Origin of the sequence: Paracoccus marinus (genome assembly GCF_007018965.1) — a bacterium.
GTDB classification, from domain to species: domain Bacteria; phylum Pseudomonadota; class Alphaproteobacteria; order Rhodobacterales; family Rhodobacteraceae; genus Paracoccus; species Paracoccus marinus.
Genome location: NZ_VJYZ01000010.1, coordinates 326,713 through 350,167 on the forward strand (window position 1 = coordinate 326,713; position 23,455 = coordinate 350,167).

27 protein-coding genes and 2 pseudogenes are annotated in these 23,455 nt (G+C 66.9%); 23 read left to right on the top strand and 6 right to left on the bottom strand.

The annotated features are described in order from the left end of the window. Positions 1–36: 36 nt before the first annotated feature. Together FNF32_RS07355 and FNF32_RS07360 are read right to left on the bottom strand one after the other, a co-directional pair. A complete protein-coding gene (locus FNF32_RS07355; protein WP_131672688.1) occupies positions 37–918 on the bottom strand; it encodes a bile acid:sodium symporter family protein in 882 nt (293 codons plus the stop codon). Between the two features lie 558 nt (positions 919–1,476). Further along, a pseudogene (locus tag FNF32_RS07360) lies at positions 1,477–1,746 on the bottom strand (transposase); the annotation flags it as partial. On the opposite strand from FNF32_RS07360, the gene FNF32_RS07365 reads away from it, so the two are divergent. From FNF32_RS07365 to FNF32_RS07410, 10 genes are all read left to right on the top strand, one after another. After that, the gene (locus tag FNF32_RS07365) at positions 1,745–2,554 is read left to right on the top strand and encodes a Crp/Fnr family transcriptional regulator (protein WP_131672689.1); all 810 of its coding nucleotides are present in this window, start codon (positions 1,745–1,747) and stop codon (positions 2,552–2,554) included. The pseudogene FNF32_RS07360 and the gene FNF32_RS07365 overlap by 2 nt on opposite strands. Positions 2,555–2,785: 231 nt before the next feature. Next, entirely contained in the window at positions 2,786–4,996 is a 2,211-nt protein-coding gene (locus FNF32_RS07370; protein WP_185961883.1) for a heavy metal translocating P-type ATPase, read from the top strand. Then, on the top strand, positions 4,993–5,214 hold the full coding sequence (gene ccoS, locus FNF32_RS07375; RefSeq protein WP_131672691.1) for a cbb3-type cytochrome oxidase assembly protein CcoS: 222 nt from the start codon (positions 4,993–4,995) through the stop codon (positions 5,212–5,214). The genes FNF32_RS07370 and ccoS overlap by 4 nt, the downstream gene beginning before the upstream one ends. Beyond that, on the top strand, positions 5,211–6,863 hold the full coding sequence (gene ccoN / locus FNF32_RS07380; protein WP_131672692.1) for a cytochrome-c oxidase, cbb3-type subunit I: 1,653 nt from the start codon (positions 5,211–5,213) through the stop codon (positions 6,861–6,863). Before ccoS ends, ccoN begins: the two co-directional genes overlap by 4 nt. Positions 6,864–6,867: 4 nt before the next feature. Continuing rightward, positions 6,868–7,653, top strand: a complete 786-nt coding sequence (gene ccoO, locus FNF32_RS07385; protein WP_131672693.1) for a cytochrome-c oxidase, cbb3-type subunit II — start codon at positions 6,868–6,870, stop codon at positions 7,651–7,653. A 3-nt stretch (positions 7,654–7,656) separates the two neighbouring features. Then, the gene (locus FNF32_RS07390; RefSeq protein WP_131672694.1) at positions 7,657–7,863 is read left to right on the top strand and encodes a cbb3-type cytochrome c oxidase subunit 3; all 207 of its coding nucleotides are present in this window, start codon (positions 7,657–7,659) and stop codon (positions 7,861–7,863) included. After that, a complete protein-coding gene (ccoP, locus tag FNF32_RS07395; protein ID WP_131672695.1) occupies positions 7,854–8,726 on the top strand; it encodes a cytochrome-c oxidase, cbb3-type subunit III in 873 nt (290 codons plus the stop codon). The genes FNF32_RS07390 and ccoP overlap by 10 nt, the downstream gene beginning before the upstream one ends. After that, a complete protein-coding gene (locus tag FNF32_RS07400; protein WP_131672696.1) occupies positions 8,723–8,920 on the top strand; it encodes a hypothetical protein in 198 nt (65 codons plus the stop codon). The genes ccoP and FNF32_RS07400 overlap by 4 nt, the downstream gene beginning before the upstream one ends. Next, positions 8,914–9,798, top strand: a complete 885-nt coding sequence (locus FNF32_RS07405; protein WP_131672697.1) for a DUF2189 domain-containing protein — start codon at positions 8,914–8,916, stop codon at positions 9,796–9,798. Before FNF32_RS07400 ends, FNF32_RS07405 begins: the two co-directional genes overlap by 7 nt. Before the next feature lie 211 nt (positions 9,799–10,009). Beyond that, positions 10,010–10,360 (top strand): hypothetical protein, encoded by a 351-nt coding sequence (locus FNF32_RS07410; protein ID WP_131672698.1) that lies wholly within the window; start codon positions 10,010–10,012, stop codon positions 10,358–10,360. Here FNF32_RS07410 and FNF32_RS07415 read toward each other — a convergent pair. After that, positions 10,357–10,848: an alpha-hydroxy-acid oxidizing protein gene (locus FNF32_RS07415; RefSeq protein ID WP_131672699.1), complete on the bottom strand. Its 492-nt coding sequence runs from the start codon at positions 10,846–10,848 to the stop codon at positions 10,357–10,359. The two genes, FNF32_RS07410 and FNF32_RS07415, sit on opposite strands and share 4 nt — an antisense overlap. 106 nt (positions 10,849–10,954) lie before the next feature. Here FNF32_RS07415 and FNF32_RS07420 point away from each other — a divergent pair, with 106 nt between their 5' ends. Continuing rightward, positions 10,955–11,389: an RbsD/FucU family protein gene (locus tag FNF32_RS07420; RefSeq protein ID WP_131672700.1), complete on the top strand. Its 435-nt coding sequence runs from the start codon at positions 10,955–10,957 to the stop codon at positions 11,387–11,389. 8 nt (positions 11,390–11,397) lie between these two features. On the opposite strand, the gene FNF32_RS07425 is transcribed toward FNF32_RS07420, so the two are convergent. After that, on the bottom strand, positions 11,398–12,132 hold the full coding sequence (locus FNF32_RS07425) for an IclR family transcriptional regulator (RefSeq protein ID WP_246087719.1): 735 nt from the start codon (positions 12,130–12,132) through the stop codon (positions 11,398–11,400). Between the two features lie 237 nt (positions 12,133–12,369). On the opposite strand from FNF32_RS07425, the gene FNF32_RS07430 reads away from it, so the two are divergent. The 11 genes and pseudogenes from FNF32_RS07430 to FNF32_RS15595 all read left to right on the top strand — a co-directional run. Beyond that, positions 12,370–13,059: an SDR family oxidoreductase gene (locus tag FNF32_RS07430; RefSeq protein WP_246087732.1), complete on the top strand. Its 690-nt coding sequence runs from the start codon at positions 12,370–12,372 to the stop codon at positions 13,057–13,059. A gap of 41 nt (positions 13,060–13,100) precedes the next feature. Next, positions 13,101–13,928 (top strand): amidohydrolase family protein, encoded by an 828-nt coding sequence (locus tag FNF32_RS07435; RefSeq protein ID WP_143796551.1) that lies wholly within the window; start codon positions 13,101–13,103, stop codon positions 13,926–13,928. Beyond that, positions 13,925–14,350 carry an ATP-binding cassette domain-containing protein gene (locus FNF32_RS15585; protein WP_246087720.1) on the top strand — a complete coding sequence of 142 codons (426 nt, stop codon included), beginning with the start codon at positions 13,925–13,927 and terminating at the stop codon, positions 14,348–14,350. The genes FNF32_RS07435 and FNF32_RS15585 overlap by 4 nt, the downstream gene beginning before the upstream one ends. A gap of 17 nt (positions 14,351–14,367) precedes the next feature. Beyond that, positions 14,368–15,288 (top strand): sugar ABC transporter ATP-binding protein, encoded by a 921-nt coding sequence (locus FNF32_RS15590; protein ID WP_246087721.1) that lies wholly within the window; start codon positions 14,368–14,370, stop codon positions 15,286–15,288. 12 nt (positions 15,289–15,300) lie between these two features. Next, on the top strand, positions 15,301–15,426 hold the full coding sequence (locus FNF32_RS15750) for a hypothetical protein (protein ID WP_281285655.1): 126 nt from the start codon (positions 15,301–15,303) through the stop codon (positions 15,424–15,426). Further along, on the top strand, positions 15,423–16,430 hold the full coding sequence (locus FNF32_RS07445) for an ABC transporter permease (RefSeq protein ID WP_131672703.1): 1,008 nt from the start codon (positions 15,423–15,425) through the stop codon (positions 16,428–16,430). Before FNF32_RS15750 ends, FNF32_RS07445 begins: the two co-directional genes overlap by 4 nt. 75 nt (positions 16,431–16,505) lie before the next feature. Then, entirely contained in the window at positions 16,506–17,447 is a 942-nt protein-coding gene (locus tag FNF32_RS07450) for an ABC transporter substrate-binding protein (protein ID WP_131672704.1), read from the top strand. A gap of 55 nt (positions 17,448–17,502) precedes the next feature. Continuing rightward, positions 17,503–18,345 carry an ureidoglycolate lyase gene (locus tag FNF32_RS07455; RefSeq protein ID WP_131672705.1) on the top strand — a complete coding sequence of 281 codons (843 nt, stop codon included), beginning with the start codon at positions 17,503–17,505 and terminating at the stop codon, positions 18,343–18,345. Next, the gene (locus tag FNF32_RS07460) at positions 18,342–19,616 is read left to right on the top strand and encodes an L-fuconate dehydratase (RefSeq protein ID WP_131672706.1); all 1,275 of its coding nucleotides are present in this window, start codon (positions 18,342–18,344) and stop codon (positions 19,614–19,616) included. The genes FNF32_RS07455 and FNF32_RS07460 overlap by 4 nt, the downstream gene beginning before the upstream one ends. Positions 19,617–19,619: 3 nt before the next feature. After that, positions 19,620–20,396: an L-fucose dehydrogenase gene (locus tag FNF32_RS07465; protein WP_131672707.1), complete on the top strand. Its 777-nt coding sequence runs from the start codon at positions 19,620–19,622 to the stop codon at positions 20,394–20,396. 262 nt (positions 20,397–20,658) lie between these two features. Further along, positions 20,659–21,213 (top strand): annotated as a pseudogene (locus tag FNF32_RS15595) (TRAP transporter large permease subunit); the annotation flags it as partial. Between the two features lie 267 nt (positions 21,214–21,480). Here FNF32_RS15595 and FNF32_RS07475 read toward each other — a convergent pair. Together FNF32_RS07475 and FNF32_RS15290 are read right to left on the bottom strand one after the other, a co-directional pair. Then, a complete protein-coding gene (locus FNF32_RS07475) occupies positions 21,481–22,338 on the bottom strand; it encodes a LysR substrate-binding domain-containing protein (RefSeq protein WP_221930674.1) in 858 nt (285 codons plus the stop codon). Between the two features lie 50 nt (positions 22,339–22,388). Then, positions 22,389–22,535 (bottom strand): hypothetical protein, encoded by a 147-nt coding sequence (locus FNF32_RS15290; protein ID WP_185961891.1) that lies wholly within the window; start codon positions 22,533–22,535, stop codon positions 22,389–22,391. Between the two features lie 84 nt (positions 22,536–22,619). On the opposite strand from FNF32_RS15290, the gene FNF32_RS07480 reads away from it, so the two are divergent. Further along, complete coding sequence (locus FNF32_RS07480) at positions 22,620–22,919, top strand: RidA family protein (protein WP_221930679.1); 300 nt, start codon at positions 22,620–22,622, stop codon at positions 22,917–22,919. The last annotated feature ends 536 nt before the right edge of the window (positions 22,920–23,455 follow it).

A 23,455-nucleotide genomic window follows, 5' to 3' on the forward strand; every position in this document is an offset into this window, starting at 1 on the left:
CGCGCGATTGCGCGGCCGGCGCGCCTTGGACATCCTTCATTCGGCGGTCAGTTCGCGGCCATGCGCGTAGTTCACCCACCAGCCGAACGCCGCGGCGGTGAAGAACATCAGGACGCTGTAGAGCGCGGCGGGAATGGCCATGGTGCTGTTGTTGAGAAGGGCCGGGCTCAGGGCCAGCGCGATCGCCAGCGTCCCGTTGTGGATGCCGATCTCCATCCCGATGGCGACGGCCTGCCGCCTGCTGAGATTGAGCATCCGCGGGACGTAATAGCCGACGGCGAGGCTAAGCAGGTTGAAACAGAGCGCGGCCAGCCCGACCACCGGCGCATAGGTCGTCACGGTCTGCCAGTCCTTGATCACCGCCATCAGGACGATGACGAGCAGGAACAGCGCCGAGACGATCTTGACCGGCTTTTCCATCCGGGCGGCGAAGGCCGGAAAGCGGCGCCGCAACGCCATGCCGATGGCCACGGGGCCAAGCACGATGACGAAGACCTGCAGCACCTTGCCGAACTGCAGCGGCAGCGCCTGATCGTCAGTCATGAAGTGGGCCAGCGAAAAGTTCACGATCAGCGGCATGGTGAGGATGGCGATCACCGAACTCACCGCCGTCAGCGTGATGTTCAGCGCCACGTCGCCATGGGCGAGGTGGCTGTAAAGGTTTGCCGTCGTGCCACCGGGTGACGCGGCGAGCAGCATCATGCCCACGGCCAGCGCCGGCGCGAGGCCGAAGGCCTTGGCGATGAAGAAACAGGCCACGGGAAGCAGCAGCAGTTGACAGGCAAGGCCCACGAGCACCGGCTTGGGATAGCGCGCAACGCGCGTGAAGTCGGCCAGCGTCAGCGAAAGCCCCAGGCCCAGCATGATGATGCCAAGCGCAAGGGGCAGGAAGATCGTCAGCAGGGGACTGGCGGCCAACGCTTTTTTCTCCTCGGGTGCATGTTGCGCGATAGGCCATGTATGGCGGGCGACTTGCGTTCACGCAAGCGTGAGGTGAGGGGTTGGTCATCGTGATGGCAGCGGCAGCGGGCTGGCGCGCCGACGATAAAAGTGGGGAAGATGCCGTGTTCGCTTGCGTGCGGCGCGCATCCGACTTGCCGTTGGTCGCCGAAATCTCGCCTGCGATTGGCGTGTCCCCTGCGGTCGGGGCAGCAAACGCGGGTTCGACGGGGTTCGCACGGGCGATCCGGGGGCTCATACCCTGGGGCACAACCCGACCGGGAAGGAGAGTCCGGCGAAATGTCAGGACATGTGGATTGCCACCCAAGTGTTCCTCAGCGCACGAGTAAGATCAATGACTTAGAGCAACTAAGGCAAACTATTTCTTCCTCATTTGCCAACATGAACTTGCGCTACCCGTGCGAACGACGGCATGGATCGCCTCCGCCGGGATGATGGCCCCGGCAGGACGCAGCGGCAGCCGGCGTCCGCGACGAGCAGCATCCGGTAACCAAGATTGGCCCCCAGGCCTCAAAGCTTTCGGCGGATGACGTCCTGCAGGATCTTCCTGTCGAGCGACAGGTCCGCGACCAGCTTGCGCAGCTTGCCGCTCTCGTCTTCGAGTTGCTTCAGTCGCCGCATCTCGGTCGGCAGCAAGCCGTCGTAGCGCTTCTTCCAGTTAAAATAGGTGGCCTGACTGATCCCCGCCTTGCGGCACATCTCAGCCACCGGCACGCCCTCGACGTCCTGCTTCAGGATGAACGCCTTCTGGGCGCGTAGTGCCGCCCTTGCAAAGATCGCGCGCATGGTTGTCGATCCTGACCACCCACGTGCCTTGATTCGAGGCCGTTCGCAGCAACCCACCGCCTTCCAGGCCGGCGACGAAAGGACGGAAGAGATTCGTCGCGACATTCACAATTCGACGGTGCCGGTCCTGTGCCAAGCCTGCGAGGCGCGGCACGGAGGCATCTGCGGTGCGCTTGACCCGGGGCAGTTACAGCAGCTCGGCCGCCAGACCGCGCGGCGGGAGGTGGCGGCGGGCACGCAACTGGTTGCGGCAGGCGTGCCAGCGGACGGCTACGCCAACATTCTGGGCGGCGTGGTCAAGCTGATCAAGCTGATGCCCGATGGCCGCCAGCAGATCGTCGGGCTGCAGTTCGCGCCGGATTTTCTCGGCCGTCCTTTCGCCGACAGCAGCGACGTCAGCGCCGAGGCGGCCAGCACCGTGCGCCTGTGCGTGTTTTCCAGGTCCGCGCTCGAACGGATGGTGGCGCAGGCCCCGGCGCTGGAACACCGGCTGCACCAGCAGGCGCTACGCGAACTGGACGACGCCCGCGAATGGATGATCACGCTTGGTCGCAAGAGCGCGCCGGAAAGGGTGGCATCGTTCCTGCTTTTGCTCGCGGCGCACATCGACCCGCTGGTGCCCGGCTACTCGACGACCTTCGACATCACGCTGAAACGGGCCGACATCGCGGATTTCCTGGGGCTGACGATCGAGACGGTCAGCCGCAACCTCAGCGCGCTGCGCAAGGCGGGTATCATCTCGATCGAACGCAGGCGGTGCATCACCATCAACGATACCGCCGCGCTTGAGGTGGCGGCCGGGCGCTGACGCGACCCCCCGCACGCAGAACCCCGCACGCCAACCCCCTGCGGCCCCACCGCAAGCCAACCGCGCCAAGCACAAAGCGCCCGGTGCTTGATCCAGATCAAGTTTGCCGCGGCCACTTCGTGTCACCTGTTCCCCCTGCCGGCGGGCCAGCGTCGCCGCCGCCGGCTGCCAGATGCAGGAAGACCCGTGGTGCCCGACCAAGCCAGCCAACACATCCGCCTGCAGTCTGGCATGCTCGACCGTGCCGAGGTTCAGGCCGCCGTGCGCCCCCTTGCCGATGGTCACGGGCGGATCGTCCTGTTGGTGCCCGGCATCCGCTGCGGCAGCTGTGTGGCGCGGATCGAACGCGAGCTGAACGCGCGGGGCGACGTCGCCTCGGCCCGCGTCAACCTTACGCTGCGGCAAGCAAGCGTGACCCTCGCCGCGCCCGGCACCGATCCCTTGCCGCTTATCGCCGCGCTCGCCGCGCTCGGGTTTCCGGCCGCCCCCGCCGACATGGGCGACGCGGCGGATGCGAGCCGTGACGCGACCGGCGCCGGGCTGCTGCGTGCGATGGCGGTCGCGGCGTTCGGCGCGATGAACATCATGCTGCTGTCGGTGGGTGTCTGGTCGGGCGCGGATGAAGAAACCCGCGCGACGTTCCACCTTGTCTCGGCGCTGATCGGCGTGCCGGTCGTGGCCTATGCAGGGCGGCCGTTCTTCCGCTCGGCGCTGGGCGCGCTGCGGGCAGGGCGCACGAACATGGACGTGCCGATCTCGATCGGGGTGGTCCTGGCGCTGGCGCTGAGCCTGGCCGAGACGCTGCGCGGGGGCGAGCACGTCTTTTTTGATGCGGCCGTTGCCCTGCTCCTGTTTCTGCTGGCGGGGCGCTATCTGGACCACCTGATGCGCGAACGGGCCCGCAGCGCGGTGACCGGCCTTGCCCGGCTGTCGCCCCGCGGCGCGATGGTCCGCAAGGACGACGGCTCGCTGCGCTACGCGGCCCTTGCCGACGTGCCGGTGGGCGCGATGCTGTCGATCGGCCCGGATGAGCGGGTGCCGGTGGACGTCGAGATCGTCGAGGGCGCGACCGACCTTGACCGTAGCCTGGTCACCGGCGAGGCGGCTCCCGTCGCGGCAGGTCCCGGCGACACGCTCGAGGCGGGAACGCTGAACCTGACGGGGACCATTGCCGCGCGCACGCTGCGCACGGCCGAGGCGTCGTTCCTCGCGCAGATGATCCAGATGCAGGGGCGAGTGGAATCTGGGCGCGGCCACTATGTCCGCATCGCCGACCGCGCCGCGCGCCTCTATGCGCCGGTCGTCCACACGCTGGCCCTGGCGACCTTTGCGGGCTGGCTGGTGGCGACCGGTGGCGACTGGCAGCGCGCGGCGTTCGTCGCGATCAGCGTTCTGATCATCACCTGCCCCTGCGCGCTGGGGCTTGCCGTGCCGGTGGCCCATGTGGTGGCGGCAGGGCGGCTGATCCGCATGGGAATCCTTCTCAAGGACGGCGGCGCGCTGGAACGGCTTGCCGAGATCGACTGCGCCGTCTTCGACAAGACCGGCACGCTGACCACCGGAACGCCGCAGGTCGCAGCAGTGCCGCGCGATCCCGCCGTCCGCGGGGCCGTGAAGGCGCTGGCGCAGCGTTCGGCCCACCCGGCGGCGCGCGCGATCGCGGCGCGGCTGGCCGACCCCTCCGCGCCGCTGTCCGACGTGACCGAGCACCCCGGTTTCGGGATCGAAGGCGTGATCGACGCGCGCCGCGCGCGGCTTGGGCGCGCCGCCTGGGTCGCGGACATCGCCACCGTGCCGCCGGGCGCCCGCAGCCCCGCCTTTGCGTTCGAGGGGGGGACCGCCGTCTCGTTTGATCTGATCGAAACGCTGCGGCCCGGCGCCCATGACGCGCTTGCGGCGTTCAGGGCGCGGGGCATCCCTGTTTCCATGCTGTCGGGCGACATAGCCGACCGCGCCGGCCGGGTGGCGCGGGATCTGGGGATCGCCGAGATCCTGCACGGCGCGACGCCCGCCGACAAGATCGCGGCGCTGGATGACCTTCGCGGCAAGGGGCATCGCGCTCTGATGGTCGGGGACGGGCTCAACGACGTGGCGGCGCTGGCGGCGGCGCATGTGTCGATGGCGCCAGCGACCGCGGCGGACGCCAGCCGGACGGTGGCGGACGTGATCTTCCTGCGCGAACGGCTGGACGCCGTGCCGGCCGCGTGGCGCATTGCCCGCGACACCGCGCGGGTCGTGCGCCAGAACCTCGCGCTGGCTGTCATCTACAACGCCGTCGCCATTCCGCTGGCCGTCGCGGGCTGGGTCACGCCGCTGATCGCCGCGCTGGCGATGTCGGGATCGTCGATCCTGGTCACCGTGAACGCGCTGCGCCTGAACCGCGCCGGCGCGCGGCGCCCGCAACCGGCAGCCATGCCAAGGCCGGCCGAGGGCGCGGCATGACGGCGCTGGCCTTTCTTGTCCCCGTCACCATCGCCATGGGGATCGCGGGCGTCGCCGCTTTCTTCTGGAGCCTTCGCGACGGCCAGTACGACGACCTGTCGGGCGATGCCGAGCGCATCCTGTTCGACGAGGACAGCCCGCGCCCGCCCAAGCGCGCGCCTGCCCCCGCCTCACCGCCGATCACCCTGTCATCCGCTACCGAGGAGTCCCTGCCATGATGTCGAACCTGACGGTTCAGGAACGCGCCACAGCGATGCTTATCGCCACGGCCGCCGGGGTGGTCGGCCTGCTGATGGCGACCGCCGGGCGGGGCGACGCGATGGGGGTGCACGGCTGGATCGTGATGATCTTCGCGGCCGCGATGTTCGCCATCGTCGCCGACAAGCTGGAAGCGCCCGAGCCGACCGAGGATCGCGCGGCCTCGTACTACGATGATCCAACCCGCGTGGGCATCCTGATCGCGCTGTTCTGGGCGGTGGTCGGGATGGGCATGGGGGTGTGGGTCGCGTCGCAGCTGGCCTGGCCCGACCTGCGCTTTGACGCCGCCTGGTCGAGCTTTGGCCGCCTGCGTCCGGTCCATACCTCGGGCGTGATCTTCGGCTTTGGCGGCAACGCCCTGATCGCCACGTCCTTTCACATCATGCAGCGCACCAGCCGGGCGCGGATGCCCAACCAGGTCCTGCCCTGGTTCGTGCTCATGGCCTACAACCTGTTCTGCATCATCGCCGCGAGCGGCTACCTGATGGGCATCACCCAGTCCAAGGAATACGCCGAGCCGGAATGGTACGCCGACATCTGGCTGGTCGTCGTCTGGGTCGCCTACTTCGTTCTCTACATCCGCACGCTGGCGCGCCGGAACGAGCCGCATATCTACGTCGCGAACTGGTACTACCTTGCGTTCATCCTGGTGGTGGCGGTGCTGCACATCGTCAACAACCTGGCGGTGCCCGCGTCGCTGGTCGGCGCCAAGAGCTACTCGGCTTTCGCCGGCGTGCAGGATGCCATGACGCAGTGGTGGTACGGGCACAACGCGGTCGCGTTCTTCCTGACGTCGGGGTTCCTCGGCATGCTGTACTATTTCCTGCCCAAGCGGGCGGGGCGGCCGATCTATTCCTACCGGCTGTCGATCCTGTCGTTCTGGGGGATCGTGTTCTTCTACATCTGGGCGGGCTCGCACCACCTGCACTACACCGCGCTGCCGCACTGGGTGCAGACGCTGGGGATGACCTTTTCGGTCATGCTGCTGGTGCCGTCTTGGGCCTCGGCGGGGAACGCGCTGATGACGCTGAACGGCGCTTGGCACAAGGTCCGAAGCGACGCCACCCTGCGGTTCATGATGGTGGCCGCGGTGTTCTACGGGCTCTCGACGTTCGAGGGGTCGTTCATGGCGATCCGCCCCGTGAACGGCCTGTCGCACTATACGGACTGGACGGTCGGCCATGTCCACGCAGGCGCGATGGGCTGGGTCGCGCTGATTTCGTTCGGGTCGATCTATGCCCTGACGCCGGTGCTGTGGCGGCGCGAGACGATGTATTCCTGGAAAGCCGTCGAATGGCACTTCTGGTTGGCCCTGGGGGGGACCGTCGTCTACGTCTTTGCGATGTGGAACAGCGGCGTCATCCAGGGGCTGATGTGGCGCACCTACACGCAATCCGGAACCCTCAGCTATTCCTTCGTCGATACGCTTGTGGCGATGCACCCCTACTACGTCGCCCGCGCGCTTGGGGGGCTCATGTTCCTGACGGGCGCGGCGATCGGTTTCTGGAACGTCGTCATGACGATCCGCCATGTCCCGCGCGCCGTTCCCGCGCTCGACTACCCCACCTCATCCGAAGCACATGAGCCGGCCGTGCCGGCAGCGGAATGACGTCATGAAGAACCCCCTCCGGATCCTCCTCGCGCCCTTCGCCGGCTTCTTCGATCTGCACGCGCGCACCCACTACCGGGCCGAACGGCATTCGATGGCGCTGACCGCCGGCATCATCCTGGCTGCCAGCGTCGGCGGCTTCATCGAGATCGCGCCGCTGTTCACCATCGACGAAACGGTCGAGGCGGACCCCCACATGCGGGTCTATACCCCGCTCGAACAGGCCGGCCGCGACATCTACGTTCGCGAGGGCTGCTATGCCTGCCACAGCCAGATGATCCGCACCCTGCGCGACGAGGTTGAACGCTACGGGCCTTATTCGCTCGCGGTCGAATCGAAATACGACCATCCGATGCTTTGGGGGTCCAAGCGCACCGGGCCGGATCTTGCGCGCCTTGGCGGCAAGTATTCCGACGACTGGCAGCTGCGCCACCTTGCCGATCCGCGCGCGCTGGTGCCCCAGTCAGTCATGCCGCAATACGCCTTCCTGCTGGATGCCCGGCTGGACACGGAAAGCCTGCCCGGCCGTCTGGCCGCGCTTCGCAAGGTCGGCGTGCCTTATTCCGACGAGATGATCGCCAGCGCGGCCGATGACGCGATCGGGCAGGCGAGCCCGTTGAGCGGGCGCGCGGACGGGGTCGCCGCCCGGTACGGTGACGGCACGGCCGTGCGCGCCTTTGACGGCCGCGCCGATCGCCTGACCGAGATGGATGCGCTGATCGCGTATCTTCAGGTGCTGGGCAAGCTCACCGACCTGCCCGCGCAGGTTCAACCCGTGGCCGAGGAGTAGAAGATGGACCTTCCCCACGAATGGTATGTCGCGATGGCGAAGTCATTCGGCCTGTTCTGGCTGGTGGCCATGTCGATCGTGATCACGCTTTACGCGTTCTGGCCGTCGCTCGGCGGCCGCTTCCGTCGCGCCGCCGACAGCATCCTCGACGACGAGACAGGCCCCGCGGGCGACCCGCGTCAGCTGCCGGAGGATGAGCCGTGGCGGTAAGAAAGCGCGACCCGCTGACCGGTCACCAGACCACCGGTCATGAATGGGACGGGATCACCGAACTGAACACGCGGGTGCCCCGCTCGATCTGGTTCTTCGTGTTCGTGACCCATCTGTGGGCGCTGATCGTCTGGATCCTGCTGCCGACCTGGCCGCTGGTCTCGACCTACACCCGGGGGCTTCTGGGGATCGACCAGCGCGACGAGGTTCAGGCCGATATCGTCCAGGCGAACGCTGTCCGTTCCGACTGGGCCAGCCGGGTCGAGGCGCTGCCGGTGGCCGACATCCTCGCCGACCCCGGCCTGATGGTGCCGGTCCGCGACACGGCGCACCAGCTGTTCGGCGACAACTGCGCGGGCTGCCACGGAGCCGACGCGGCGGGCGGTCCGGCGTTTCCCAGTCTGGTTGACGGCGACTGGCTGTGGGGCGGGGACGCGGAAACGGTAATGGAAACGCTGCGCGTGGGCATCAACGCCGATCATCCCGAAACCCGCGTGTCGCAGATGCTGGCCTTCGGGCGCGACGGCATTCTGGGGCGCGACGACATCCGCACCGTCGTGGACTACGTCCAGTCGCTGTCGGGAACGCCGCTATCCCCTGAACGGACGGCGGCGGGGGCCGCGATCTTTGCCGAGAACTGCGCCAGCTGCCACGGCGCGGACGCGCATGGAAGCCGCGATCTGGGCGCGCCGAACCTGACCGACGACATCTGGCTGTATGGCGGCGACGATGCGTCGATGTTCACAACCGTCCACGACGGAAGGCAGGGCTGGATGCCCACGTGGGAACACAGGCTGACCGACACCGAACGCAAGATCCTGGCCGTCCATCTTCAGGATCTGCAACGCGGGGCGGCGCCATGACCCGCGCTGCCCGGTCGTCCGCCTGGACCCGTCCGCGCCTGTTCGCGCTGGCCGCCGCGACGCTTGTCATCGTGGTGTTCGTGAGCGCGAACGCGCATCTCGTCGCGGTCTCGTTCGCGTCGAAACCCGCCTGCGTTTTGCAACCCCTCAAGGAAGGCGCCGCATCCTACCGCGCGGCGAGCCCGTCATGCTGAGCCACACCGAACCCAGGAACCCGCCGCCGCCCGACAACCCCCATGCGGGCGGTGCCATCCCCAAGGTCGTCCCGGCCCTGCCGCGCGAGAATCCCCACGCCCGCGCGCTGCCATGGCACACGAGCTTTCGCTGGCTGCGCGCCGGATGGGCTGATCTGTGGACGAACCCCGTTCCGAGCCTGGCCTATGGACTCGCGGTCACCGCGGTTTCGATCGCCGTGGTGTGGCTGCTGTTCCGGTTCCGCTACGACTACGTCCTGCTGCCGGCGCTCGCGGGCTTCATGGTGATCGGCCCGCTGGTCGCCAACGGGCTTTACGAGAAGAGCCGCCGGCTGGAGGCCGGGCAGCGAACGAGCCTTGCCGCCATGCTCTTCGTCATGCCGAGGTCGGGACACCAGGCCTTGTTCATGGGCGTGCTGCTGCTTGGCCTGTTTCTTTTGTGGATGCGGTCCGCGGTCCTGATCTGGGCGCTGTTCTTCGGCATCGTGCCGTTTCCCGGCACGGCCGAGATCGTCCCGATGCTGATGCTGACGCCGACCGGATGGGCGCTCTTGATCACGGGCGGGGCGGTCGGCGCGCTGTTCGCGGCATTCTCGTTCGCGATCAGCGTCTTTGCTGTGCCGATGTTGCTGACGGAACGGACCGACGCGCTTTCGGCCCTTGGCATCAGCATGGCCATGGTCTGGAACAACCTGCCGGTGATGCTGGCATGGGGCGCGATCGTGCTGGCGCTGTTCCTTCTGTCCATCGCGACCGGGCTGCTGGCGCTGATCGTCGTGTTCCCCCTGCTGGGTCACGCCACATGGCATGCCTACCGCACGATCCGGGGCAACCGCGCGGGTGGCGAAGCGGAACGGATGTTCGTGCGCCCGGCGTGATTAAGCCAGCCTCGGCCTCCGGCCAAGCTGGCTTCGCGCGAGGAGGCGGCACTGTCCTGCCATTTCATCGCCCGGCAAGCCATGTAGAACGGCATCTGCGAGGCGTTCAACTCGAAGAGACGAACTCTTGACGAGACGCCGTTCTTCGGCCTCGATCACGCCCGCCGCATCGTCCCTAGTTGGGTGTCCCACGATAACGCGGCCCGGCCATTTGGCACTCGGCTACGAGACCTCCGCGGCGGGGTCACAGCAGCGCAAACGCGGCATCGTGCCGAGTTTAGCGAAAGGTTCTAGCAACTACCCCTTCAAGGCAGGCTCGAAGGTGATAGGCGTGGTTCTGGACGAGGTGAGCATATATCCGCTCTCCTCCTTCACAAAAGAACTCGGCACCCGTTTCGCCACATTCAAAAGGATTCTACTCCTGCGCGGTCTGGCGCGTCGCGATATGCGGAACCAGTTCTACCTGGACGCCCTGATCACGGCCGACCTGCTGAAAAACCTCCGTCTTATTAGTCGACGCTTTCTTTTTATCGCCAAGACTCAGTGGACTAACTACTACTAAGACCCGTTCATTTGCAGTGCCGGAACCGACCGAAAGCTGTAAGAGCTGGCGGCAGTCCTGATATCACCGACCGGCGTCTTTCGCCCGCGCGGTTTCGTTTTCACGGACGCGGCTCGCTCGGCTTTCGCCAATCCCTCCATCCACACGGTTCCCGGCGAGGAACAGCCGAACACGGAGCCGAATTTTTCGGCCGCATCCGCGGCGGCGGCACGTTCGCCCGGGTGATGGAAAAGTCGGTGGAGAGCAGTGCGCGAGAGGTGAATCGGCAGGGCCAGCTTCTGTCTCATTGCGCTAACCGACAGATCGACGTCCGAGACATCTTGCAAAGTGTTCGGCACGAGATCGACGTCCTCGAACGGCTGGTTGTTGCGGCGCAGCGTGACCTCACTGTCGGCGCCGCCGTCGATGTAATCGAAGGTTGGGCCAGGCAGGCGTCGCGTGGCCAGACGGCGGAAGTCATGAAGATTTTGGCCATCGCTCAGGCGCAGATCTGTTCTCTCTCCGGTTCAGGGCAATGCCGGTTCTGCCGGCGGACAATCCGGTTGACCCGCTCTTTCCTTGTGTCAGAGTTCCAGCCGGAAAGGAGACGGCGCCATGCTCAAGGGGATCGACGCGCGCATCGGCCCGGATCTGCTGCGGGCTCTGGCCCGGATGGGACATGGCGACGAGATCGTGGTTTCGGATGCGAACTTCCCCTCGGCCGCCGTTGCCCGGCACACGGTCGCGGGGGAAGAACTGCGGATCGACTGCGATGCGGTGGCGGCCCTGCGCGCGATCCTGTCGCTGCTTCCGCTCGACACCTATGAGCCCGATCCGGTCCTGACGATGCAGGTCGTGGGCGACGCCGCGGCGGTGCCGGCGGTACTGGCCGAGGCGGCGCCGCTGCTGGCGGCCCAAGGGGTGCGTTCCGCCGCGCTCGAACGCTTTGCCTTCTACGAACGGGCCAGGCGCGGCTTTGCCGTCCTGCGCACGGCCGAGACCCGCCCCTACGGCAACTTCATCCTTCGCAAGGGCGTGATTTCAGCCTGAGGACCGCATCAGATTTGCGCCGCCAGCGTCTTCAGTGCCGCCAGCGCGCGGGCACGTCCTTCCTCGCCCGCCTCGCCGGGATGCTCGATATAGGCGCAGGTCAGGGCCGCGATCGCCTCTCCGCCGTGACCCGGCACCGGCACGCTGATGTCGGTCACACCGACGAGCTGGGCGGAAGGCTCGATCCGGGCGCCCTGCGTGCGCACGGCACGCAGGTGATCGGCCAGCTGTGAAAGCCGCGCCTCTGCGTCGGCAATGCCCCATTGGCCCAGGGTTTCGGCCACCCGTTCAGGGTGCTGGAAGGCCAGAAGGGTCAGGCCCGAACCGGTGGCGAACAGGTCCAGGCGCCCGCCGATCCTTGCCCGGAACTCCCAGTGTCCCTGCGGGCTGGCCTGGGCCACGATGATGCCGGCCCCGCCTTCAGGCACGACCAGATGGCAGGACTGGCGGATGTCGCGGGCGAATTCGTCCATCAGAGGCTGCGCCTGCGCCACTAGGCGGCGCAGGGGAGGGTGGCGGGTGGCAAGCAGAAACAGCTTCATCGTCAGCGCATAACGGTCGCCACCCTCGTCGCGGGTGACATAGCCGCGTGCCACCAGCCGTTCGAGCATCCGGTAGATCTGCGACGGACTGAGCCCCAGCTCCTTCACGATCTCGGACCGGGTGAGGCCGCGCGCCTGGTCGGCCAGCACCTCAAGGATGTCGAGCCCCTTGTCGAGCGCGGGCGCGCGGTAGCGGTCCATCGGAGCGTCGCCTTGTTCAGGGTGGGGTGCGGAGTGGTTGTTCATGGCCATGCTCCGTAACCGGCAGAGTCAGGATCGCGTTTGCCGGAACCCTCCCACTCATTGCAACGCGGGAGAATCGCTTGCGTCAATGATTTATATGAGGATAGAGTGTTTATATACGAACAGGCAGAGGACTGGGAGGGTCTGATGCGGCTGGACGGAAAAACCATCCTCGTCACGGCCGCAGGCTAAGGAATCGGACGCGCGGGCGCGCTCGCGCTGGCCGTCGAGGGTGCGAAGGTCATCGCCACCGACCTCGACGCAGGACTTCTTCGCGGGCTGGAAGGGATGGAGATCGCTGCCCTCGACGTCACCGATGCGGATGCAATCGTGGACATCGTTGGGCGCGTGGGACGGCTGGACGGCCTCTTCAACTGCGCGGGCATCGTGCCCCACGGCACCATCCTCGATCTGACGGACGCCGAGTGGGAACGCAGTGTCGCGCTGAACGTCACCTCAATGGTCCGCCTGACCCGCGCCGTGCTGCCGGGAATGCTGGAGCGTGCGGACGAGACGGGGACGGCGTCGATCCTGAACATGGCGTCGATGGCCTCGTCAGTAAAGGGGTTCGTGAACCGCACCGCCTACGGTGCGACCAAGGCCGCCGTGATCGGGCTGACCAAGGGCATTGCCGCGGATTTTGTCGCGCAGGGCATCCGCTGCAACGCGCTGTGCCCCGGCACGGTCGACACTCCCAGCCTGCGCGGGCGCATCGCCGCCGCCGCCGATCCGGTGCAGGCGGAAAAGGACTTCATCGCCCGGCAGCCGATGGGGCGGCTGGCCACGGTCGAGGATATCGTGCCGATGGTGGTCTATCTGCTGTCGGACGAAAGCCGGTTCGTCACCGGTCAGGCGGTGCTGGTGGATGGCGGCGTGACCATCTGAGAACGGACCATTCAGCTTCGCAGCCAGGGGAGGGGCCGGCGTTGCACAGGATCGATGCGCATTGCCACTTCTGGCAGATGTCTCGCGGGGACTATGGCTGGCTCGACGCCGCGACGGGTCGCGTCGCGGCGCTGCGGCGGGACTTCATGCCGGCCGGTTATCCGGGCGACGGGCGGATGATCGTCGTGCAGGCCGCGCCGACGCTGGCAGAGACGGATTTCCTGCTGGACCTCGCCGCGAAAGATGCCCGGATTGCCGGTGTCGTCGGCTGGGTCGATCTCGCCGATCCCGATGCGCCCCGCGCAATTGCCGGCCGGGCGCAAAACCCGCTGCTCCGCGGCGTGCGGCCGATGCTGCAGGACATCCAGGCGACGGACTGGCTGCTGACCGGCCCCCGCCCCGACGCGCTGAAGGCGCTCGGAGAGCACGGACTCTGCTTCGAAGCGCTGGTTACGACGCGGCACCTGCCGGTGCTGGCGCGGTTCGCCGCTGGCAATGCGGACCTGCCGATCATCATCGACCACGCCGCGAAGCCGCAGCCGGGCGACAGGGCGGAGTGGACCGCGGGGATGCAGGCGCTCGCTTCTGGCCCTCGCATCTACTGCAAGCTGTCGGGCCTGTTCACCGAGCTGTCGCCGGAGGAACTCGCCGACCCGGCCCGCGCGCTGCAACCCGTCGTCGCAAGGCTGCTCGAATGGTTCGGCCCCAAGCGGCTCGTCTGGGGCAGCGACTGGCCGGTGGTGACGGTCGCCGCGACCTTCGACGAATGGCTGTCGCTCACCGACGCGCTGCTTGGCGGCCTGTCCGCGGCCGACCGCGCCGCCGTGATGGGCGGCAACGCCGCGCGCTTCTATGGGGTGGCGCCATGACCGAGCTGGTCCGAATGGAGGCGATCGACAAGCGCTTTCCCGGCGTCCAAGCGCTCAAGTCCGTGGACTTCGATCTCCGCGCGGGAGAGGTCCACGCGCTGATGGGCGAGAACGGCGCGGGCAAGTCCACGCTGATGAAATGTCTCTCGGGCGTCTACCAGCCTGACGCGGGGCGGATCCTCGTCAACGGGCGCGAGGTCGCGCTACCGGATCCCAAGGCGGCGCAGGACCACGGGATCGGGATCATCCATCAGGAACTCGCGCTGATGCGCGACCTGACCGTTGCGCAGAACATCTGGATCGGGCGCGAGCCGCGCCTGTCCTTCGGGCGCATCGACGAGGGACGCCAGAACGCCGACGCCGCGGCGATCCTGCGGCGGATGCACATGAGCCTCGACCCCGCACGCCGGTCGCGGGCCTGACCATCGCGCGCCAGCAGATGATCGAGATTGCAAAGGCGCTGTCCTACCGGTCGCGCGTCCTGATCATGGACGAACCGACCGCCGCCCTGAATGACGCCGAGATCGTGGAGCTGTTCGCGATCATCGCGAGGCTCAAGGCCGAAGGAGTCGGCATCGTCTACATCAGCCACAAGATGGACGAGATCCGGCGCATCTCGGACCGCGTGACCGTGATGCGCGACGGCGCCCTTGTCGGGACGGTCGAGGCGGCGCACACCCCGATCTCGCGCATCATCGCGATGACGGTCGGGCGCGAGCTGACCGATGAAAGAGTGGCGATCCCGGACCTCTCGAACGTCCCGGTCGCGCTGGAGGTGCGGAACCTGTCGCGCGGGACCGAGCTTCACGACATTTCCTTTGCCGTGAAGCGGGGCGAGATCCTCGGCTTCGCGGGGCTGATGGGCGCGGGCCGGATCGAGCTTGCGCGCGCCATCTTCGGGGCCGAGCCGGCCGACCGCGGCCAGATCCTGATCCACGGGCGCGAGGTGAGGATCCGCACCCCCGCCGACGCGGTGCGCGCGGGGCTGGGCTACCTGTCCGAGGACCGCAAGCAATACGGCCTCGCGCTGGGGATGGACGTGCGCGCCAACATCGCGCTGGCCAGCATGCCGCGCCACACCGACGCGCCGGGCCGCATCGACGAGCCGGCGCTCGCGCGATTCGCGCGGTCCTACATCGACCGGCTGCGCATCCGCACGCCGAGCGACCGGCGCGAGGTGCGGCTTCTGTCGGGCGGCAACCAGCAGAAGGTGGTGATCGCCAAGTGGCTGCTGCGCGACTGCGACATCCTGATCTTCGACGAGCCGACGCGCGGCATCGACGTGGGCGCAAAGGCGGAGATATATCGCCTCCTGAACGATCTGGCGGCGCAGGGAAAGGCGATCATCGTGATATCCTAGGAACTGCCCGAGGTGCTGCGCCTGTCGCACCGCATCGCGGTCCTGTGCGAGGGGCGGCTGACGGGGATCCTGCCCGGCGGCGCCGCGCAGGAAGCGATCATGGAACTGGCGACGCTGCGGGAGGGCACGGCGACATGAGCGACACGACGGCGAAAGAGGACGGGACCACGACCCGCGCGGCGCTCGCGGGCGGGGCCTACCAGAAGCTCCTGGCCTTTGCGGGGCTGATCGTGCTGGTGGTCGGCTTCTCGCTGGCCAGCCCCAGCTTCCTGCAGACCGCCAACATCATCTCGATCCTGCAGGCCACCTCCGTGAACGGGGTGCTGGCGGTGGGGGTGACGCTCATCATCATCACCGGGGGGATAGACCTGTCGATCGGGACGCTGATGACCTTCTGCGCGGTGATGTCGGGGGTGGTGCTGACTTGGCTCGGCGCGCCGTTGCCCGCCGGGGTTGTCGTCGCCATCGCCACCGGCGCGCTGGTCGGGACGATCTCGGGCACCCTCGTCGCCAAGGCGAAGATCCCGCCCTTCATCGCGACGCTCGGAATGATGCTTGTCCTCAAGGGCATGTCGCTGATCGTGACCGGGACGAAGCCGATCTACTTCAACGAGACTGAGGGCTACACCGCGATCTCGCAGGGCTCGCTGATCGGGCGCATGATTCCGCAGTTCCCGTTGCCGAACGGCGTCCTTGTGCTGTTCGTGGTGGCAAGCGTCGTCGCCTGGATCCTCGGCCGGACGGTGCTCGGCCGCTACACCTTCGCGCTCGGCTCGAACGAGGAGGCGGTGCGCCTGTCGGGCGTCAACACCGACCGCTGGAAGATCGGGATCTATGCGCGCGCGGGCGCGATCGTGGGGATCGCGGGGGTGCTGATCTCGAGCCGGCTCAACTCGGCCCAGCCGGCGCTGGGGCTTGGCTACGAGCTCGAGGCGATCGCGGCCGTGGTGATCGGGGGGACGACGCTCTCGGGCGGGCGCGGCACGATCCTGGGGACGGTGATCGGCGCGCTGATCATGTCGGTTCTGACGAACGGCCTCCGGGTCATGTCGGTGGCGCCGGAATGGCAGACGGTCGTGACCGGGCTCATCATCATCGCCGCGGTCTACGCGGACCAGCTTCGCCGCCGCGGCGCGGCCTGAGGAACGACAGCCCGGACCGGGCAGGAGGAAGGTCCGCCGGGCAGAAGTGTGATCGTGAACGCAAGGGAAGAAACCATGTTCACAAGACGGCACATGATGGGCGCGGCAGCGGCGCTTTCGCTGCTGGCGGGAGCCGGCGCGGCGTTCGCGCAGGACGTCTACGTCCCCCTGATCTCCAAGGGGTTCCAGCACCAGTTCTGGCAGGCGGTGAAGAAGGGCGCCGACAAGGCGGGGCAGGAACTCGGCGTCAGGGTGACCTTCGACGGGCCCGACAACGAGACGCAGGTGGACAAGCAGATCGACATGCTGTCCGCGGCGCTCGCCAACAAGCCGGCCGCGATCGGCATTGCCGCGCTCGACAGCCAAGCGCTGATTCCGCAGCTGAAGCAGGCGCAGGACGCGGGCATCCCGGTGATCGCGTTCGACTCGGGCGTGGAAAGCGACATCCCGGTCACGACCGCCGCGACCGAGAACAAGGCCGCAGCCGCGCTCGCCGCCGACAAGCTGGGCGAGATGATCGGCGGGGAGGGCAAGGTCGCCGTCATCGCCCACAGCCAAGCGACACAGACCGGCATCGACCGCCGCGACGGCTTCGTGGACGAGATGAAGGCCAAGTTCCCGAACATCGAGATCGTGGCGATCGAATTCGGCGACGGCGACCACCTGAAATCGACCGAGATCACCAAGGCGCTGCTCGCCGCCAATCCCGACATCAAGGGCATCTTCGGCACCAACGAGGGCTCGGCGATCGGCGTCCTCAACGGCGTGCGCGAGATGGGGTCGAAGACCGTCGTGGTCGGGTTCGATTCCGGCAAGGCCCAGAAGGACGCGATCCGCAGCGGCGAGATGGCGGGCGCGGTGACGCAGAACCCGGTCGGGATCGGCTACGAGACGGTCAAGGCCGCCGTCGCCGCGACCAAGGGCGAGACGCTGCCGAAGACTATCGATACCGGGTTCTACTGGTACGACAAGACCAACATCGACGATCCGCAGATCGCCGCGGTCCTCTACGACTGATCGGCGCAACCGGTCCGGGCGCGCGAGGTGCCCGGGCCGAACCAACGGAGGACACATGAAACTTGTGCGCTTTGGCCCGGTGGGCCAGGAAAAACCGGGGCTGCTGGACGCCGAGGGCCGCATCCGCGACCTGTCGGCCCACGTGGACGACATCGCGGGCGAGGCGCTGACGCCCGAGGGCATCGCGCGGCTCGCGGCGTTGGACGCGGCTTCGCTGCCGCAGGTCGACGGCGCGCCGCGGATCGGCCCCTGCGTGGGGGGCGTGGGCAAGTTCATCTGCATCGGCCTGAACTATGCCGACCACGCCGCCGAGACCGGCGCCGAGATCCCGAAGGAACCGGTGGTCTTCGCCAAATGGACCAGCGCCATCTGCGGGCCGGACGACAACGTGGAAATCCCCCGCGGCTCGGTCAAGACCGACTGGGAGGTCGAACTGGGCGTCGTGATCGGCAAGGGCGGCCGCTACATCGAGGAGGCCGAGGCGGCATCCCACATTGCGGGCTACTGCGTCGTCAACGATGTCAGCGAGCGCGAGTGGCAGATCGAGCGCGGCGGCACCTGGGACAAGGGCAAGGGCCACGACACGCACGGCCCCATCGGTCCCTGGCTGGTCACGCCCGACGAGGCGGGCGACGTCAACGACCTGAAAATGTGGCTCGAAGTGGATGGCCACCGCTATCAGGACGGCTCGACCGCGACGATGATCTTCAAGGTGCCGCAGATCATCGCCTATCTGTCGCGCTTCCTGTCGCTGCAACCGGGCGACGTGATCTCGACCGGCACGCCGCCCGGCGTGGGACTGGGGCAGAAGCCGCCGGTCTATCTGAAGGGCGGCGAGGTCATGCGCCTGGGAATCGAGGGCTTGGGCGAGCAGACGCAGAAGGTGGTGAAGGCATGACGAGGATCACCGGCCTGCGCACGCTCGACGTGCGCTTCCCCACCAGCCAGGCGCTGGATGGCTCTGACGCGATGAATCCCGACCCGGACTACTCGGCGGCCTATGTCATCCTGGAAACCGACGGCCCGCATCAGGGCCACGGCCTGACCTTCACCATCGGGCGCGGGAACGAGATCTGCGTGGCCGCGATCGAGGCGCTGCGCCCGCTGGTCGTGGGCCTCGACATGGACTGGGTAACAGCGGACATGGGCGGCTTCTGGCGCCATATCACGGGCGACAGCCAGCTGCGCTGGATCGGACCGGACAAGGGCGCGATCCATCTGGCCACCGGCGCCGTGGTGAACGCGGTCTGGGACCTGTGGGCGAAGATGGAAGGCAAGCCGGTCTGGCGGCTGGTGGCCGACATGACGCCCGACGAGATCGTGCGTCTGATCGACTTCCGCTATCTGACCGACTGCATCACGCCCGAATGGGCGCTGGAGTTCCTGACGCAGCAGGCCGAGGGCAAGGCGGACCGCATCGCGACCCTCGAGCGCGAGGGTTATCCCTGCTACACCACCAGCGCGGGCTGGCTCGGCTATGACGACGAGAAGCTGCGCCGGCTCTGCCGTGAGGCAGTGGATGCGGGCTTCAACTACATCAAGATGAAGGTCGGTCGCGATCTGGACGATGACATCCGCCGCCTGACCATCGCCCGCGAGACGGTCGGCCCCGACGTCAACCTGATGATCGACGCCAACCAGGTGTGGGAGGTGTATCAGGCCATCGAATGGGTGAAGAAGCTCGCCTTCGTAAATCCGTGGTTCATCGAGGAGCCGACCAGCCCCGACGATGTCGCCGGCCATCGCAAGATCCGCGAGGGTGTGCTTCCGGTGCAGGTCGCGACCGGCGAGATGTGCCAGAACCGCATCATGTTCAAGCAGTTCATCATGGAGGGGGCCATCGATGTGGTCCAGATCGACTCGTGCAGGCTGGGCGGGCTGAACGAGGTATTGGCGGTGATGCTCATGGCCGCAAGAAACGGACTGAAGGTCTGCCCGCATGCGGGCGGCGTGGGTCTGTGTGAATATGTCCAGCACATGTCGATGATCGACTTTCTGTGCATCGCCGGTACGCGCGAAGGCCGGGTGATCGAATACGTCGATCACCTGCACGAGCATTTCATCGACCCGGTCCGCATCGGAAACGCGGCCTACATGCCCCCGCACATGCCCGGCTTCTCGATCGAGATGAAGCCCGATAGCCTCGAGAAATACCGGTTCGGGGGATAGGCCATGGACCTTCACCTGACGGGTAGGGTCGTCGTCGTCACCGGCGGCGGATCGGGCATTGGGGCGGCCATCACCGAGGTGCTGGCCGACGAGGGCGCGCAGCCGGTGATCCTGTCGCGCAGCGCGCCGGACGCGGGCTGGCAGGCGAAGACGGGGGCGGACTTCGTGCAGGCGGAACTGTCCGACGACGCCGCCTGCCGCGCCGCGGTGGAGACGATCCGGAGCCGTCATGGCACCATCCACGGCTTGGTGAACAACGCGGGCGCCAATGACGGGGTTGGGCTGGAGGCCGGGCCGGAGGCGTTCCGCGTCAGCCTGGACCGCAATCTCGTGCATTATTACACGATGGTGCACCTGCTGGCCGCCGACCTGCGCGCCAGCCGTGGCGCTATCGTGAACATCAGTTCGAAGACCGCGCTGACAGGTCAGGGGGGCACCTCGGCCTATGTCGCGGCCAAGGCGGCCGAGTTGGGACTGACGCGGGAATGGGCGGTCGACTTCCTGCCCGACGGGGTGCGCGTTAATGCCATGGTCGTAGCTGAGGTGATGACGCCGCTCTATCGCCGCTGGCTGGACACACTGCCCGACCCGGAGGCCAAGCTGCGCGACATCACCGCCCGGATCCCGCTGGGGGCCCGGATGACGACCGCGCGTGAGATTGCGGACACCTGCGCCTTCCTGTTGTCGGATCGCGCGAGCCATACCACCGGGCAGTGGCTCTTCCCCGATGGCGGGTACACCCATCTGGACCGCGCCATCCCGGGGGCGCAGCCATCCTGATCCGGAGCCGCCCACGAAGGGACGACGCTGCTGAGCCAACCGCGAGCATCGCCAGCCGCGCCGGTCTGGCGCGGTCGCACGCGCGCTCCCGGTTCCCCGCTGGCGCTGGTCATGGTGATCGTCGGCGGCATCCGCACAGGCATCGTCACCCCGACCGAGGCCGGACCATCGCAATCCAGACGCTGATCATGGTTTCCTCCTCTGTCGCGATACGACCTTCGGAGACAAGGCCCGCGCGCTCGGCGACACTGCGCGGCAGACGGCCGCGATCCTCCTCGTCATCATAACGATCTTAGGGCTCGTCTGTATCTTCTCGAACCAGCGCGCCGGTATCGCCATGGCGGTATTGATCACGGGGCTGACCAAAAACACAGATGCCTTCCTCGGTGCGGTGAATGTGATGCTGCTGGTCTTGCGCACGATCGTCGAGGGCACGACGTTGATGATTGTGCCGGTACCCCTGCTCAAGCCGGTGCTGGCGCATTTCGGCATCGACCCGGTGCATTTCGGCATCGTCATCATCGTCAACCTGTCGATCGGCACAGTGACGCTCCCGGTCGGAACGGTGCTGCTGCTGAGGGGCGCATTATCTCCATCGGTCGTACGCTCAGGCAGCCCACCGCCGAACTGCCGGAGCCAGCGAGGTCTTTGCGCTGGTGGAAGGTCAGGCGGTTGCTTTTGGCTTTTTCGGTTTCAAGGTGCGGGTCGGATGACCGAAGGCGAAGAAGAGGTGCGACACCCGGATGGCTCCGCAGCTAGGCGCGCGCGGCGGTTTGCGATCATGTTCCATGTCGAAGTCTGCGGCTGTGAAGAGTGAAGACGGTCGCACGTAGGGCTCACCCGCGGCAGTCGGCCGCAGGCGCAGGAGGGTTGTCGATGCCGTTTCAGCCAGCGCATTGCGGATCGGTGGCACGACTTACCTTTCCGGATCGAGCAGCACGCCGACCATGACGGCAACCGCCTGCTGCCGGCTGTAGTTCCTGGTTACGAAGCGCCGAGCCCCTGCTTGCGCAGATAATGGTCGCGGTGCTTATTTTGGCGTCCGAGCCGGTCGAGTAAAACCCGCAAGGTGGTCGCGGTGGTGCTACCCAGCCGATTCCGCCTCCAAGATCAACCAGCGGCGAACGGCGCTAATTGGTGAATTGGCGTCGGCCTCCCGCGTGAGGAGGTGATGGCGGAAGCCCGCGATCATCGGCCCGAATGGCTGCACCAGTTGCCCCGCCGCAAGCTCGTCCCTGACCAGCGCCAGGCTGACGAGCGCGATGCCCTGCCCCGCGACGGCGGCCTGGATCGCGTGGCTTTCCTCAGAGAAGTGCAGCAGGGGCGGGTCGATGGGCTGCGGCATGCCGGCTTGCGCGAACCAGCGCGACCAAGTCGGGTTGTCCGGATCGCGGCGCCGCCACGCGAAATCGATAAGCGGCTGCTCACCCAGGCTTTCCGCGGTGACGGTTCCGAGGATCGGGTTGAACACGGGCGCGAAGCGATCAGCGAACAAGGGCGTGACGGCGAAGCCGGGATAGGGTCCAGCGCCATAGCGAATGGCGATGTCGACGCCGCCTGAGCCCATGTCCACCACGTCGTCAGAAGCATGGAGATGGAGGTCGATCTGCGGGTGGAGCGTGCGGAACGCGGTAACGCGCGGCACCAGCCAACGAGCCGTGAAGGCGATCGTCGCCGAGATCGTTACCCCATGGCGGCTGCTGCGCCGGGTGAGCCGTTCCATCTCGTCCGCGAAAGCATCGAAGCCGCTGCGCAGCACCGGATAGAGCTGGGCGCCTGCGTCCGTCAGCACGACCTTGCGGGTCCGCCGCTCGAACAGCGGGAGGCCGGCGTGGTCCTCCAGCGAACGGACCTGGTGGCTGATGGCTGTAGGCGTGACGGCAAGCTCGGCTGCCGCCTGCTTGAAGCTGCCGTGCCTCGCAGCCGCCTCGAAGGCTCGCAAAGCCGAGAAGGGGGGTAGCCGTCGCCGCACACATGATCCCTGTTCATCTGTCAGGTGACAATTTGGAGTTTGTCGATCAGCGCGACAAGCCGCATTTTCCGGTCATGGGCCAGAACAGCGGTGAAGCCAGCTTCACCCAAATAGGCGACGAAGGAGAAGATCGTGAAACTCGAACGCGTCCACACCACCCCTGACAACTACGCTCCCTTCCTGCTGTCGCAGGGGATCAGGTTCGGCAACCTGCTGTTCGTGTCCGGCCAGGCGCCGGCGAAGACGGCAAAATCGTCGAGGGCGGCTTCCGCGAGCAAGCTGAGCAGGCATTCGCGAACCTGCAACGGGCGCTGGAGGCCGGCGGGTCGAGTCTTCGGGACATCATCAAGGTGACGATCTTCGTCACCGACATGGGCAACTTCGGGGAGGTTGTCGAAATGCGCAGGAAGTTCTTCCAGGAGCCCTATCCCGCCGACACGATCGCCGAAGTCCGGGCGCTCTATGACCCCAGGGTCATGATCGAGATTGAGGCGATCGCGGCCGTCCGCGACAGACTAAGCGGCGCTCCAGCGAGCGGGGCGGAGCGATGAATTGTCCCGCCTGTCGCCGAGTCAAACTTGACGGTTTGCCAACAGCATCGCCGCTCCCAGTCCCGCTTCGCTCCTCTGCTGGTCTCATGGAGATCGGCACCCTATTGAGTAATAAATAGGCACGTGAAGGGTCGAGACAAACATGCGCTGCGTCAAGTGTTCGGGAAGCGTATCGCCTCGAGGAACCCGAGCCGCCAGGCTGCCGAGATCCGGATACGCATCGCCTTCAGCATTTTGTGAGTCTCAGATGCCGTGGCCGGCCCAAGATCTACATCGACGCAGACGGGTATCTGAGTCCGGCACTGCTGGACGACGACGGGCGCACCGAGGCGCAGCACTGGTTTGACGCCGGGATCAGCAGGACTCAGCCGCGCCAATTCCTTGGTGCCGTGCGCGCAGACGACCTGCAGTTTCCGCTGCCCGCTGTCAGGTCGTTTTGACTTCGGCGTTCGTTTTAAGGTAAGCGCGAGGTCGTTGCCCTATGCGGCGATGCTTGACGGCTGGTTGAAGCGCCAGGGCATGAGGTCCTCGATGGC